The organism is Kitasatospora sp. NPDC058046 (assembly GCF_042885595.1).
Classification (GTDB): domain Bacteria; phylum Actinomycetota; class Actinomycetes; order Streptomycetales; family Streptomycetaceae; genus Kitasatospora.
Map to the genome: position 1 here is coordinate 363336 of NZ_JBHVRS010000006.1, position 14089 is coordinate 377424.

Genomic DNA, 14089 nt, shown 5'->3' on the forward strand with positions numbered 1-14089 from the left:
TATTTCCCCGCGTTCGCATTCCATAACGCCGTGATATTCCGCGCGGCGCACCGGAGCCGACGGCCGTGAACGCACCGGGGCCCCCGCCGCGGGGCGGGGGCCTCGGTGCGTCCGGAGTGCCGCGGGCGGCTTCGGTGTCAGCCGTGACCGCCCGTCAGAGCGCGCTCCCCCAGCCTGGCGCCCAGCTCCCGGGCCGCCGCCAGGGCGGCCCAGGAGGCGAGCTCGACCAGCGCGGCGTCACCGGGCCGGCCGCGCCGGAACTCGGCGACGAGACCGTCGTCGACCCGGTACGAGGCCTTGGCGACCAGCAGCGCCAGCCGGCCCGCCGGGCGCTGCTCCTCGGGCAGGGCCGACACCTCGTCCTCGACCCAGGCGCGGCCGGTCCCGGGCGGCCCGCCGTCCCACCCGGCGAGTCCGGACGTCACCAGCCGCCGGACGCCGTCCGGCACCGAGCGGGCCCCCGCCTCGTCGATCGCGGCGGCGGCCCGCGCGAACGCGCCGGCGATGCTCGGGGTGCCCGCCGCCCACCGCAGGTCCGCCGGCAGCGGCGCGGAGGGCAGCAGGTCCAGCGAGGCCCCGGCGGGCGGGGTGCCGCGCGCGCTGCGGCGCATCAGCCGGCCGAGCACGGCCGTCGCCGCCGACCGCGCGGGCGCCGGGAGGCCGGCCGGGAGCGGGCTCTCCTCCAGGAACAGGTTGACCATGCGGTTCAGGTAGTGGAAGGTGACCGCCACGCCGACCAGTTCGGGCACCCGGTCCGCGGGGAACGGCGGTCGCGCACCCCGGCCGCCCGCGCCGTCCCCGGTCTCCCGGAGCCAGTCGGCCACCTCCCGGTCCCTCCCCGCCGCCGCCCTGGCCCCGGCGGACGCCCCCGGTCCGGGCCGCAGCGCGGCCAGCGTCGCGCCGTGCACCTCCGTGCAGAACGGGCAGGCGTTGGCCTCCGACACGGCGACGGCCACCGCCTCCTTGAGCGCCCGGTCGACCCGCCCGGCGGCGAGCAGGGTCTCCCGGAGCATCACCCACGAGGCGGCGAGCACCGCCGGCGAGGGCGCGTGCAGGCCGATCGGCGGTGCGAGCAGGCCGAACTCCCGCTCGACCTCGGCGTAGACCCGGGCCACCTCCTCCCCCGCGTCGGCCGGGCGGACCGGGGCGACCCGGCGGATCTGCGCCAGCGGCCGCAGGGCCGGCCGCAGCAGCGGTATCACCATCGGTCTCCTCCTCTCTGGCTCGATCTGTCGCCGTGGCGCACTTGGGACGTGTCTGACAATTCCCGCCGGGTGCGCGACGCCGGGGCACGCACCTCGCCGCGTTGTCGTCGGTCGCCAATGCTCCGCAGTGGCTCCCTCCTCCGCCTTGCGATGCACGCACCCCAACGCCGCGCCCTGATCCGACGCCAATGGTCAGACACGCCCTAAGGCCGCGTCAGGCCGGGCAGTTGCGTCCGCACCCCGCGCCGTCCGCTGGTCCCGCCGTCCGGCGAGGGCGCGCCGTACCGGACGTTCACGCCGCGCTCCCGCGCTGCGCGCACGATGCCGGGGACCGCGCGTTCGGCGAGCGCGGAGATGGTCAGCGCGGGGTTGACGGTGAGCGCTCCCGGGACGGCGGAGCCGTCGGTGACGAAGATGCCCGGGTGGTCGCGGAGTTCGTGCCGGTCGTCGAGCGCCGAGGTCCCCGGGTCGTCGCCGATCCGGCAGGACGCCAGCGGGTGCACGGTGTACGCGCCCACCAGGTCGTTGGTCCACGGCATGACGCGGGCCAGGCCGTCGCGCTCCAGGATGTCCTTCACCACGGCGTCCGACTCGGCCCAGCCGCGCAGGGTGTTCTCGGTCGGCCGGTACCTGATCGGTCCGCGCCCGAGCATCTGCTGGGAGATCCGGTCCGCGTTGCCGGTGGCCGGCGGCGGGCCGAAGACGCCCTCGTTGTCGTCCTCGACCATGGTGAAGACGGTCAGCCAGGACTGCCACCGCCGGACCATCTCCTTCTTCTCCACGCCGAACCAGCCGGGGCCGGTCGCGTCGGGCACCTGCGCCAGGATGGTGCCGAACCCGGGCGGGAAGTAGAGCTGTTCCAGGGAGAACCGCGAGTGCTCCGGGAGCGAGCCGTCGAGGTTGTCCCAGCTCGCCACGACCGGCCCCTTGCCGATCTGGTTGGCCCCGAACGCCAGGCCGTCGGAGCGCTTGAGCCCGAGCAGGTCGCGGGCCCGGTCCTCGTCGACGACGGCCGTGTTGAGGCGCTCCCCGTTGCCGGAGAAGTAGCGGCCGACGGCGGAGGGCATCGTGCCGAGGTCCGCCTCGGAGCGCTGGAGGATCACCGGGGTGGCGCCGGCGCCGGCCGCGAGCACGACGATCTTCGCGTCGATCGTGCCGCTGCCGACGTGCACCCGGTAGTCCGTGTCGTCAACGACCTCGTAGTGCACCCGGTAGCCGCCGCCGTCCGTCCGGGAGAGCCGCTGCACCTCGTGCAACGGCCGGATCTCGGCCCCGTGCGCGAGCGCGGCGGGCAGGTAGTTCAGCAGCAGCGACCGCTTCGCGTCGAAGCGGCAACCGGACATCATCCAGTTGCAGTTGGTGCACTTCGCCCGGTCGATGGCGGCCGGGACGGGGTTGGCGGTGCGCCCCGCGTGGTCGCAGGCGGCGGCGAACAGGCCGCCCGCGTAGGTGACGTCGTTCCAGTCCTGCTGGGTGATCGGCAGCGCCTCGGCCACCCGGTCGTACCAGGGGTCGAGGGTGTCCCTGGTGATGGCCGCCGGCCACATCCGGCGGCCGATGCCGCCGCGGCGCTCGAAGGCGAACCGGGGCGCGCGCGGCATCGCGGCGAAGTACACCACGCTGCCGCCCCCGACGCAGTTCCCGCCGAGCAGGCTCATGCCGTCGCCGACCACGAAGTCGAAGATGCGGGTGTACGAGGACCCGAGCAGGAAGTCGTGCTCGAAGTCGGGCGCCTCCAGCCACGGGCCGCGCTCCAGCACGGTGACCCGCGCGCCGCCGGCCGCCAGGTGGTAGGCGGCGATGGCGCCGCCGAAGCCGCTGCCGACGATCAGGACGTCGGTGCTCTCGGTGCTCGTCATGCGGGGCTCCCTGTGGACGTGGTGCCCGGGTGGGGTTCGGCCAGCTGCCGCCGGTACGAGAAGTCGGAGAACCGCCACAGGCCATCGGCGTCCGGGTCCATGAACCCCATCGCCGTGAGACCGGGGTGGCCCGCCGCGATCGCGTCCGCGGTGTGCAGGTGGGCGGCGGTGTCGTAGGCCATGTTGCTGAACAGCGCCAGCAGGACCCACAGTTCGCGCTCCGGGTGGTCCGGGCCGGTCAGCGTCCGCACCAGGCCGGTGCGGTCCGCGAACGGAAGGGCGACGAACGGCGGCACCGCGTCGTCGAGCGGCAGGCCGTGCTCCTCCGCGTAGGCGCGGGCGTGGCGGTTGAGCGCCTGCTCGTAGTCGTCCAGGGCGTTCGAGAGCCCGGTCGCGGGCGTCTCCAGCAGTTCGATGGCGCCTGCCTGCACCGCGCCGCCTCCGGTCGAGGCGCCAGCCACGGCCCGGTCGTCGGGGGAGCGCTTCTCCCCCGGGACGATCGTGTCCGCGAACGCCTCGAGCGTCATGGTGCGGTAATCCTGCTGATCTGGGATACGCGAGCCCACCGGCATCTCCTCAGGTGGTCGTCGAAAAAACGGGCCCGACGCACCGGCCGACCCCGATTCGCATACGCGACTTTGGCATCGTCCGGGCAATACCTCCACCTCCGCATCTCCTGCGTTGCTGAGGAGCGTTGATCGGCTTCGGCGGCCTCAACCCGGCGGCCGCGCGGCGGCGTTGACCCGTGAGCGCACCATCCCCCACCGCGGGTCGGCAGTGGTGCGCACCCGATCCCGCCCGTTCCGGCAATCGCCCTTGACAATCGGGTTCAAACATACGAACCCCCCCGGCATCCCAACTTTCAGACATGCCAACGGAATGTGCCAACGCGCCATTGCACTTGTCATGCACCAACTGATAACGTCGTCTCTCGTTATGGCGGCGGCCCCCTTTCGTCCTCCCCTTTCCGGCGGGGGACGCCTTCGCATGCCATGGCCTCTCTGACCGCCGGCCCGGAAACCACGGCCGCGACTTTCGTACCCGACCATCGCACGGGCGGAATTTCTGTTCATTCGCATGTACAGCAGAGAACCTGGAGTCGATCATGAAATCTGCCATCGAGCAAGCCGTGACCCGGGCCATCGAGACCATGCACGAGAACATCGGCGAGCTGCTGACCATAGACGATATGGCGCAGGCGGCCATGTACAGCAAATTCCATTTCTCCCGTGAGTTCCAACGGATGACCGGGGTCTCGCCACGGCGATTCCTCTCCGCCATACGCCTGGAGACCGCGAAACGCCTCCTCATCGAGACGACGTTCACCGTGACGGAGATCAGCCACCGAGTCGGGTACAACAGCGTCGGCACGTTCAGCTCCCGGTTCACCAGCAGCGTCGGCGCCTCCCCCACGATGTTCCGTCAGCTCCGGGGCTTCACTCCCCGGATCGAGGTCGACTTACACGGCCGGGGCCGCGGCGCGGAACTCTCGACGTTCCGGGGCGAGATCCGGGCCTCGGTCGCGGGGGACCTCGGCCGGGTGTTCGTCGGACTCTTCCCGACCCGGATCCCGGAGGGACGGCCGGCCGCCTGTTGCGTCCTCCCCCGCCCCGGGGCCTTCCTGCTCGACCGGGTGCCGAGCGGCACCTGGTACCTGCTGGCGCACTCCGTCCCCGTCTCCTTCGACGAGGTGCTGACCGGCGACGGCGAGGTCTCGGTGGGATCGGTCGGACCGATCGAGGTGCGGCCGGACGTGCCGCTGCTGCCGATGGAACTGCGGCTGCGCCCGATCCGGGCCCTGGACCCACCGGTCCTGCTGGCGCTGCTGGACGTACGGTCGACGGCGTTCAACGAGCTGTCCCAGGTCGCCGAGGCCCCCCGGGCCGACAGCGCCTGAGCCGCCGCCCGCCCCGACAGGACGGTGAAGACCCGACGGACGGCGAAGTCCTTACGGCCCGGATCCCCCCGCGGAGGTCCTCTGCGGGGGGATCCGGGCCGCGACGGAGGGTGTGCCTCAGCCGGCCGGGTGCACGGTCATCGGCAGGCCGCCCGCCACCCGCAGCGACAGCATCGGCTCGGGCGTCACCCGGTGGCCGGGCACCTTGACCAGCCGGAGGTCCCGGGCCACCACGGCGATCGTGAAGACGGCCTCCAGCAGCCCGAGGTGGTTGCCGACGCAGAAGCGCGGCCCCGCCCCGAACGGGATGTAGGCGTAGCGCGGCCGGTCCGTGGCCCGGTCCGGGTCGAAGCGCTCCGGGTCGAACTGCTCGGGCGCGTCCCAGAAGCGGGGGTGGCGGTGCAGCGTGTACGGGCAGATCAGGACGTCGGCGCCGGCCGGCACGTGGTAGCCGCCCACCTCGTCGTCCGCCTGCGCCTGCCGCGGGAGGATCCACACCGGCGGGTAGAGCCGCATGACCTCGTCCACCACCCTGGAGGTGTACCGGAGGCGGTGCAGGTCCTCGAACTCGGGCAGCCGGTCGCCGAGCACCTCGACGGCCTCGGCGTGCAGCCGCTCCCGCACCTCGGGGTGCCGGTCGATCAGGTGGAAGGTCCAGCCGAGGGTGCTCGCCGTGGTCTCGTGGCCGGCGAGCAGCAGGGTGACCAGTTCGTCGCGCATCCGCTGCCGGCCGACCCGCGGGTCGGGCTCCTCCGCGGTGGCCGTGATCAGCCGGGACAGCGCGTCGTCGCCCGTGCTCCGCCCGCCGTCGCGGGCGGTCCGGTCCGCGACCAGCCGGTCGACCACCCGCTGCAGGTCCTGCCGGGCCCGCCGGAAGCGCAGCTGCTTGGCGAGCGGCACCCAGGCGGGCACCGCGCCCATGGTGACCATGTCGAACATCGCCTGGTCCTGCACGGCCTCGAAGTCGTGGCCGACCGCCTCGAAGGCGCCGAGGTCGACGTCCAGCAACGTGCGGCCGAGCACCCCGAGGGTGAGCGCCGTCACCTCGTGGACCACGTCGACGGGCCCGCCGCCCTCGTGCGCCCGCAGCCGGCCGACCAGCTTGACCGCCTCCTCCGCGACGACCCCGGCCTGCCGGGCGATCCGCTTGTGCTGGAAGGCGGGCTGGATCTGCCGGCGCTGCTTGCGCCAGAGCTCGCCCTCGCTTGTCAACAGGCCGTTGCCGAGGGCGCGTCGGGCCTGCACCAGGCCGATTCCCTTGTGGTAGTTGGCCGCGTTGTCCGCGAGCACGTGCTTGGCGTGCTCGGGGTGGTTGAAGAAGTAGAGCGTCTTGGGGCCGATGGAGATCCGGACCGCGTCGCCGTACTCCCGCGCGGCGGAGCGCATCAGCTCCAGCCGGTCCCCCACCAGCCTGCGCAGCAGGACCGGAGCGGCCCGGCGCGGCGGGCCGGGCGGCACCCGGCGGGTCGCGGGCACGGCTAGCACCCCCCGTCGTTCGCCAGGCGGTCGGCGACGGCCCGGCGCCACACCTCGTACGCGGGCAGCGCGCCCGGCACCGGCCCGGCCGGCCGGACGTCCCGGGTGACCCTGGCCGCCTCCTCCGGTCCCATGCCGCAGAGGACCCGGGTCGCCAGTTCCGTGTGCGGGACCAGCAGACCGGCCCGCAGCCGGGCCTCGGCCGCGAACGCGCTGCCCTGCGCGACGATGGCCCGGTGCGGTCCGGCCCGGTCCCGGAACGCCCGCAGCTCCGCCTCGTCCGCGCCCCCGGCGTAGGTGGCCGCCAGTCCGGCCCCGCTGTAGAGGTCGGACCACCGGGACTCCGGGAACTTCTCGATCATGGTCGCGACCAGGTCCGCGTCGGTGCCGCCGACGAACCACAGGGCCCGGCCGATGCCCTGGTCGATCGCGCGGCCGGCGTACGACGGCGTGTCACCGGCCGGCCAGGGGAAGGCCGGCTCGCGGTACTGCTCGTGGACGTACCGGGCGGTACGGAAGTACGCCTGGTGGAAGCCGTACCCGTCGAGCACGAGCCAGCGCAGCAGCGGGTCGAGCCCGTCGACGTCCGGCCAGCGGAACCTCGGCAGCCGGGCCATCGCCCAGCCGATCCCGACATAGACCATGTAGACGTGGTCCGCGCCCCGCCCGGCGAGGAAGCGCCCCACCGAGCCGCGGCCGGACAGCGGCAGCCCGTCGAGCACGGCGAAGCCCATGCCGGCGCCCTCGTAGGCGAAGCCGCGGAACGGGGCCGGAACGCCCTCCAGGCGGAGCTCCGCCGCCGCCGGGTCCCGGGCCTCCATCGCGTACGCGTAGCCCTCCAGGAACCGCCCGCCGACCGACTCCAGCAGGTGCTGGGCGTCCGGTGACTTCCGGTGGAAGCCGCGCTTCTCCAGTAGGGTCTCCGAGGTGCTCGGGGTGAGAACGCGTCGTCGGAGCGTTCGCCATGCACTGGGCACGCCATTCTCCTCTCAGGTCTTCCTCACGTCGGTGCGCTGCCACGCGGATGGTGCCCGGCCGGCTCCGGCGGGGCTTCTCCGCACCTGCTCAGTTCGCGGGGGCCGCCGCGGGCGGCCGGGGCCGGTCCGGCTGCCCGGCGGCACGGAAGTGCGTCCGCACGTTGGCCCGCCACAGCTCGTACGCCGGCGGTCCGGCGGCGCCCGGGGCACGGCCGGCCGCGGCGGGCTCGTCCACCGCGCAGTCGTCGGCCAGCTTCGCGGCCCCGTCGACCGACAGGCCGGTCAGGGCCGTGGCGGCGGCCTCGCAGTGCGCGGGCACGAAGCCCGCGTACGCGCGCGCCTTCGCGGCGAACACCGACCCCTGGGCGAGCTCCGCCCGGTGCTCCCCCGCCTCCCCGCGCAGGACGGCCAGGCCGTCCGCCGTGGCGCCGCCGGCGAAGGTCGCGGCCAGTCCCACCCCGCTCCACAGGTCGGCCCGCCGGTCGGCGCGGAACCTCCGCACCGCGACGGCCACCTGCTCCGGCACCCCGCCGTGGATGAACCACAGCGCCCGTCCGATGCCCTGGTCGACGGCCCGCCGGAAGTACTCCGGCGCGCCCTGCCAGGGGTACGGCTTCACCTCGCGCTGCTCGTCCACCCAGCGCCGGGTGCCGAAGTAGGCGAGGTCGAAGCCGTACCCGTCGACCGCCAGCCAGCTCATCGTCGGGTGGTACGGCGTCCCGGCCAGGTCCGGCAGCACCTTGCGCCACAGCGGCCGCGGCAGGCGCGCCATGGCGAAGCCGATGCCGATGTACGCCAGGAAGATGTGCGGCTGCCCCGGCCCGGCCAGCAGGTCGCGGGTGCGGCTGCCCCGGCCCGTCGCGTCCAGGACGGTGAAGGCCATCGTGGCGCCCTCGTAGGCGAATCCGCGCTGCTCCGGGTCGACCAGGCGCAGCCGGCGCTCGACCTCCCACTGGTTGCGGGCGTCGATGCCCCACTCGAAACCGCAGACCACCGCCTGGGGCACCGCCTCCAGGCGTTCGGTGGCGGCCGTGGGGGTCACCGGGAAGCCCCGCCCCGCGAAGGCCACCGAGGCCAGTGACGGTGTCAGCACCAGTCGGCGCAGTGATCCGAAGGTCGTCGGCACGATCCCTCCCAGCCCAGCGTCCTGAATGACGGCCCCTCCATGCTCCGGGGGCGGCGGGGGCGGCCGCATCTCCGCGGTTGCGTTCTTTTCGGCCGGATGACCGTCGCTACCCGAACTCCCTTTCACGAAGCGGCCTTTCCCCACCTGAGGTTTCCTCGGCCAAGCCGTCGAAAGGCCTCGGAAACCGCGCCCGGGGGTGCCGCGGACCGTGTTGTCGAAATCCCCGGCGGCGCGGTGGAATGGGGCCGTGCGGGAGCTGATCCCCGGCGCCGTCGGGTCCGTTCCCCGTCCAGGCCGTCCCATCGAAGGAGTGCGCGCATGAACACGCGTCACCAGCAGGACGAGGCCCCGCCCGAGCCGCTCTGGGACCGGGCGCCCGACTGCGTGGCCTACCGCCGGTCCCGGCGGAACATCACCGAACTGCTGCTCGCCGCCCGGCTCGGGGCGGCCGGCGTCCCGGTCCCCGCCTGTCCCGGGTGGACCGTCCTGGACCTGCTCGGCCACCTGGTCGAGGTCTGCCGGACGGTGGCCGCCGACGTGCCCGGCAACCTGTGGGAGGTGCCGCACGCCGAGTCCGGCACCGGCCTGGCCGGCCTGCTCGAGGAGTGGTCGCGGCTGGACGGCCCGGTGGAGCGGGTGCTCTCGGACACGCCGCAGCTGCGGCACACCATGATGATGATGGACGCGTTCACCCACGAGCTCGACCTGCGCGGCGCGCTCCGGGCGCCGGTGGTCGCGGACCAGCCGTCGTACCCCTCGGCCCTGGACCTGGTCGTCCGGGGCTTCGCCAACTCGGTGCGCTCCCATGGGCTTCCGGCGCTGCGCATCCGGACGGCGGGCGCCGAGTGGCAGGCCGGTGACGGCGAGCCGGCCGCCGTCCTCCAGGGGCACCGCCACGACCTGCTCCGGTCGCTCACCGGCCGGCGGACGGTCGGGCAGGTCTCCGGACTGGCCTGGAGCACCGCGCCGGACGCCTGGCTGCCCGCGTTCACCTGGGGGCCGTTCCGGCCGCCGGAGCGGCCCGTGGAGGCCGCCGTCGCCGCGCGGTAGCGCCCGGACCGCGGAACGGCTCCGTGGCGCCGCCCGCGCGGGCGGCGCCACGGAGGGGTCACGGTGTCACCTGGCGGTCGTGGTGCGGCCTCACGCCACGGCCGCCCCGACCTGGCTCTGCTGCGGCTGGACGGCCGTTCCGCCGCCGGACGCCCCGGCGGCGGCGTCCGCCCGCCGGGAGCGCTGGCGCAGGTGCACGACCCACCACCCGAGCCCGCGCAGGGCGCAGACCAGCGTGGTGGCGAAGAACAGGGTGTAGACGACGTTGAACACCATCAGGATCGCGTACACGAAGGCGACCGAGCTGCCGAACACGAACTGGGCCCGGCCCTTCACCGGCGTCGTGCCCGGGTCGCTGATCATGTAGTTGGTGAACAGCACGAAGGCGACACCGGTCATCGGGCCGAGCGCGGAGAACAGCGCGACGTCCCAGATCCAGTGCCGGAGGAACGCCTGGATGGCGAACGCGCCGAGCCAGCCGACGATCAGCGGGGTCCGCTTGGTGAGCAGCGCGTTGATCACGGTTCCGGCCGTGGCGATGATCAGCGGGATCATCACCCGGAAGAAGGTGTTCGCGTTCTCCGTGAACTCGTAGGGCGGCGCGATGCTGAACCACGAGCCGAAGCACACCAGCGACATCGTGATCCCGAAGTTGGACGGGTTCATGAAGTGCCGCATCCGGCCGGCGATCGGTGCCTGCAGGGCGTGCTTGCCGCCGACGCCGATGACCACGCCGAAGACGATCGGCAGCAGCTGGTTGTTGCCGTAGGTCAGCATGTTGACCGCGAGCGCCGTGATGTGGGCCGGCAGCAGGAACTCGTACACGCCGCGGAACCCGTTCCCGCGGAAGCGGGGGGCGCGGCGCTGGGCCCAGGCGCTGATCAGCTCGAAGCCGATCTCGCAGGCGTAGGCGGTGAACACCGCGACGAACGGCCACAGCCAGGGCTGCTCGAAGCCGAGCAGGGTGTAGCCGAAGATGTTGAACACGCTGATCGAGAGGGCGAAGTTCCGCAGGGCGAGGTACCGCGGGTCCTTCGGCTTCGCGGGGGCGGCCGGTGCGGCCGCCGGGGCGCCGCCGGCTCGGGGTTGCACGCTCGCGCTCATCGGTTCGGGACCTCCTGGACCTGGTCGGTCAGCACGAGCGTGTGCGTGCCGGGGCTGAGCTGCTCGCTCTTCTCGTGCAGTCCCCCGGCCGCGTCCCGCCACCTCAGGTCGACGGTGACCGGCCCCTGGTGGGCGCCGAGGCCGAAGCGCACGTCGAAGCTGCGGAAGCCGCCGTGGCCGCCCCCGCCGTCGAGCCGGGAGATCTGGGTGCCGGTCGGGGTGGTGACCCGCACGGTGGCGTCGTACGCGGGCGCCCCGGTGTTCACCAGGCCCTGGCCCGCGGCGCCCTCGCCGGTCGGTCGGTAGAGCCGCAGGTTCAGCTGACTGCCCAGCGCCGGCGCGGTGTTGGCGTAGAAGGCGGGCGGCCCCCACTGGCGGGCCACCGCGAAGTCCAGCCGGCCGGTGCCCGTGGTGTCGCCGGTGGCGAGGCCGCGGGTCGGCGTCGGCACGGCGATGCCCAGCCGGGAGCTGATGTTCACGTACGGGCCGTCGGGGGTCTTGGCGTAGAAGGCGATCGCCTCGTCCCCGGCGATGTCGTCGCCGGGCTGGACGTTGGGCCACATCGCGGGGTTGGACAGCAGGTCGTCGTTGGTCATGGCCATCTCCTGGAGCCACGGCCAGCGGTCGATCTTCCCCTTGACGAAGCCGGTGGCCTGGAGCACCGCGAGGTCGCCGCTGTTGAGGAAGTCGCCCATCTTGGTGTCCCAGCCCCACCCGGTCCAGGCCATGCCGTGCTCCTGGGCCTCCTGGGTGAACGGGGCGATGCCGGCGGCGAGCTTGCGGCGCATGTCGGCCTCGTCCTTGGCCTTGTTGATCCAGAGGAAGTTGCTCTCCTCCAGGCCCCAGGCGACGGTGATGTTGCTGACCATCATGTCGAAGTCGCCGTTGCGGCCGATGTCGCCGAAGTCGACGCCCATGCCCTTGAACGAGCCGTTGCCGAGGACGAAGGACTTGGGCGTGGTCGGCGTGCGCTCGCCCTTGGCCTCGCTGAACTCGATGTGCCCGGGCGTGGACCGGTTGTAGAGCAGGTGCCCGTGTCCGAAGTCGTTGGCGATGTACAGCTCGGGCAGTCCGTCACCGGTCAGGTCGGCGCCCGAGATGGCCAGCGTCCACCCGGTCGACGCGTCGTAGGGGATCGCGCCCTTCTCCTCCACGTACGACGCGGTGGGCTCCGTCCCCGAGGTGCTCTGCTGCCAGCGCAGCACGTGGTCGCCGCCGGCGTTCTTGGCGCTGGACAGCGAGTCGTTCATCACGACGTTGTTCAGCCCGTTCGGGTCGAGCACGTCGGAGTCGGGGAAGTAGTTGCCGATCACGATCGACGGGCGCCCGCTGCCGTCGATGTCGCCGACGTAGTCCGCGTCGGTGTTCCAGCGCGGGCCGTGGTACTTCCCGTCCAGGGACTCCGAGGGCACCAGCTCGCGCGGCACGTAGGAGGCCGCGGCGGGGGTCGTGGCGTCCGACCTGGCCATGAACAGGATCGGCGTGCGGCCCCAGTACGTCACCAGCAGGTCCATCCGGCCGTCGCCGTTGAAGTCGCCGGGCGTGCAGCCGGTGGGCGCCATGGTGTCGTCCATCGGCAGCGGCCTGCCGTCCAGCACGAAGGGCGTGAAGCGGTCGGCCGGCCGGGCGGTCGGGGTGTACGTCACGATCACGCTGTCGGTCCTGGTGTCGACGATGCACATGCCGTCGGCCACGCCGTGCCCGGTCAGGTCGTTGATCGCGATGCTGGCCCCGACCGAGGAGATCCACGAACGGATCTTCTGGTAGGCCGGGTTGACGGTCCGGACCGTCCGCATCGGCCGCTGCTCGTAGCCGGGCGGCATCGCGATGGGCAGTTCCTTGAAGCCGTACTGCTTCGCGACCTCCTCCGCCCCGGCCGCCGCGACCGAGGTCCGTACGGCGAAGAACAGCGAGGTGGCCACCATTATCACCACCAGGCCTGGAATCAGTCTGCGGATTCGTTCACGGTACGCCACCGGGTTCCCCTCTCGACGGATCGAATACGACCCCGTGCCCGCGTCGAGTGCAGGACGCGGCCAAAACCCCCTGCTGGCAGGAAGGTTCGGGATGACGGAATTCACGACCCGAAATGCGCCGGCGATAGGCACGTCACGCGCGGGTCTACTGTACGAGGATGTACGCAAAGCACTCGGAATCGCTACTTCCCCGTTGCTCAGCGGGAGGAATTGCGGCCGCCGCCGGGACCGTCGGCCGGCCCGCGACCGCACGACGAAGCGCCCTCCCGCGCGCGTGCCGCGGGAGGGCGCTTCCAGAACTCAAGGGCGGTTAGTCGGGGGGGGGAATGACTTCCCCCGTCCGCCGGTTCACCGGTTCACCGGTTCACCGGTTCACCGGTCAGGCGTACGTGACGACCGCGCGGAAGCGCGCCTCACCCCGCTCGACCCGGTCCAGCGCCTCGGCGACCCGCTCCTTGGGGAAGGTCTCGACCAGCGGCGTGACGGCCCCGGAGGCGACCAGGTCGAGGGCCTCGGTGAGCCGGTCGAGGCCGTTGTGGGTGGCGCCGATCACCTGCTGGCGCTGCGCCCAGAACGGGCTGGTCGGCGGGATGGCGAAGGGCTCGACCGGGTCGATGGTGGCCAGCATCATCCGGCCGTTCGGCCGCAGCCCCTGGAGGGCCCCGGCGGCGGCCCGGTAGGAGGTGCCGGTCACCAGGACGACGTCGGCGCCGCCGATCGCCCGCAGCCCCTCACCGTCGGCGACCACGTGGTCCGCGCCCAGGGTCCGGGCCAGCCGGTGCTTGTCCGGCGAGCTGGTGACGGCCACGGTCTCGAAGCCGCCGGCCCGGGCGAACTGCACGGCGAGGTGGCCGAGTCCGCCGATCCCGAGCACCGCGACCCGTTCACCCGGTCCGGGATCGGCCGCGCGCAGCGCGCTCCACGCGGTGTAGCCCGCGCACAGCACGGGGGCGGCGGTCTCGTACGGGACGGCGTCCGGCAGCAGCACGGTGCTCGCGGCCGCCACCGCGACGTACTCCGCGTGTCCTCCTTGCACGGTGAGGCCGCTCATCACGGCCTCCGGGCAGTTCATCCCGGACTGCCCGGAGAGCGGGAGGTTGAGCCGGCAGTACGCGCACCGGCCGCAGGTCGCCTGCACCCAGGTGGCGCCGACTCGGTCGCCGACCCGGCGGCCGGTCACCCCGGCGCCGACCTCGACGACCTCCCCGGCGGCCTCGTGCCCGACCACCACCGGAGCGAACGCCGGGAAGGGGAACACGCCCTGACTGACCAGCAGGTCGTTGTGGCAGACCCCGCAGGCGTGGACCCGGATCAGCACCTGGCCGGGACCGGGCCTCGGGGTGGGGATCTCGCGAAGCTCCCAGCGCGCCTTGGCCTCGGGTACGACGGCTGCCCACATCGGCCGAACCACCTTTCCTG

The 14089-nt window shown here is 73.1% G+C and carries 11 protein-coding genes; 2 read left to right on the forward strand and 9 right to left on the reverse strand.

Going from position 1 to position 14089, the window contains the following annotated elements:
* Window positions 1-137 precede the first annotated feature (137 nt).
* The 3 genes from ACFVU7_RS16020 to ACFVU7_RS16030 all read right to left on the reverse strand — a co-directional run bounded on the left by ACFVU7_RS16020 (window position 138) and on the right by ACFVU7_RS16030 (window position 3591).
* The gene (locus ACFVU7_RS16020; protein WP_388045499.1) at window positions 138-1205 is read right to left on the reverse strand and encodes a carboxymuconolactone decarboxylase family protein; all 1068 of its coding nucleotides are present in this window, start codon (window positions 1203-1205) and stop codon (window positions 138-140) included.
* 203 nt (window positions 1206-1408) lie between these two features.
* Window positions 1409-3064, reverse strand: coding sequence for an FAD-dependent oxidoreductase (locus tag ACFVU7_RS16025; RefSeq protein WP_380740993.1), 1656 nt, complete (start codon window positions 3062-3064; stop codon window positions 1409-1411).
* Window positions 3061-3591, reverse strand: coding sequence for a DUF5987 family protein (locus tag ACFVU7_RS16030; RefSeq protein WP_234348609.1), 531 nt, complete (start codon window positions 3589-3591; stop codon window positions 3061-3063). The genes ACFVU7_RS16025 and ACFVU7_RS16030 overlap by 4 nt, the downstream gene beginning before the upstream one ends.
* Window positions 3592-4169: 578 nt before the next feature.
* Here ACFVU7_RS16030 and ACFVU7_RS16035 point away from each other — a divergent pair.
* A complete protein-coding gene (locus ACFVU7_RS16035; protein WP_234348608.1) occupies window positions 4170-4961 on the forward strand; it encodes a helix-turn-helix transcriptional regulator in 792 nt (263 codons plus the stop codon).
* A gap of 117 nt (window positions 4962-5078) precedes the next feature.
* Here the strand turns inward: ACFVU7_RS16035 and ACFVU7_RS16040 are convergent, their stop codons facing one another.
* The 3 genes from ACFVU7_RS16040 to ACFVU7_RS16050 all read right to left on the reverse strand — a co-directional run bounded on the left by ACFVU7_RS16040 (window position 5079) and on the right by ACFVU7_RS16050 (window position 8540).
* On the reverse strand, window positions 5079-6437 hold the full coding sequence (locus ACFVU7_RS16040) for a cytochrome P450 (RefSeq protein WP_310593085.1): 1359 nt from the start codon (window positions 6435-6437) through the stop codon (window positions 5079-5081).
* A gap of 2 nt (window positions 6438-6439) precedes the next feature.
* Window positions 6440-7414 carry a DUF1702 family protein gene (locus ACFVU7_RS16045; RefSeq protein ID WP_380740991.1) on the reverse strand — a complete coding sequence of 325 codons (975 nt, stop codon included), beginning with the start codon at window positions 7412-7414 and terminating at the stop codon, window positions 6440-6442.
* Between the two features lie 88 nt (window positions 7415-7502).
* Entirely contained in the window at window positions 7503-8540 is a 1038-nt protein-coding gene (locus tag ACFVU7_RS16050; RefSeq protein WP_387827673.1) for a DUF1702 family protein, read from the reverse strand.
* A 318-nt stretch (window positions 8541-8858) separates the two neighbouring features.
* Here ACFVU7_RS16050 and ACFVU7_RS16055 point away from each other — a divergent pair, with 318 nt between their 5' ends.
* Window positions 8859-9590 carry a maleylpyruvate isomerase family mycothiol-dependent enzyme gene (locus ACFVU7_RS16055; protein ID WP_387827675.1) on the forward strand — a complete coding sequence of 244 codons (732 nt, stop codon included), beginning with the start codon at window positions 8859-8861 and terminating at the stop codon, window positions 9588-9590.
* A gap of 90 nt (window positions 9591-9680) precedes the next feature.
* Here the strand turns inward: ACFVU7_RS16055 and ACFVU7_RS16060 are convergent, their stop codons facing one another.
* The 3 genes from ACFVU7_RS16060 to ACFVU7_RS16070 all read right to left on the reverse strand — a co-directional run bounded on the left by ACFVU7_RS16060 (window position 9681) and on the right by ACFVU7_RS16070 (window position 14069).
* Window positions 9681-10694 carry an enediyne biosynthesis protein gene (locus ACFVU7_RS16060; protein WP_375872994.1) on the reverse strand — a complete coding sequence of 338 codons (1014 nt, stop codon included), beginning with the start codon at window positions 10692-10694 and terminating at the stop codon, window positions 9681-9683.
* The gene (locus ACFVU7_RS16065; protein ID WP_181970774.1) at window positions 10691-12619 is read right to left on the reverse strand and encodes a CRTAC1 family protein; all 1929 of its coding nucleotides are present in this window, start codon (window positions 12617-12619) and stop codon (window positions 10691-10693) included. The genes ACFVU7_RS16060 and ACFVU7_RS16065 overlap by 4 nt, the downstream gene beginning before the upstream one ends.
* A gap of 430 nt (window positions 12620-13049) precedes the next feature.
* On the reverse strand, window positions 13050-14069 hold the full coding sequence (locus tag ACFVU7_RS16070; protein WP_388045501.1) for an alcohol dehydrogenase catalytic domain-containing protein: 1020 nt from the start codon (window positions 14067-14069) through the stop codon (window positions 13050-13052).
* Window positions 14070-14089 lie beyond the last annotated feature (20 nt).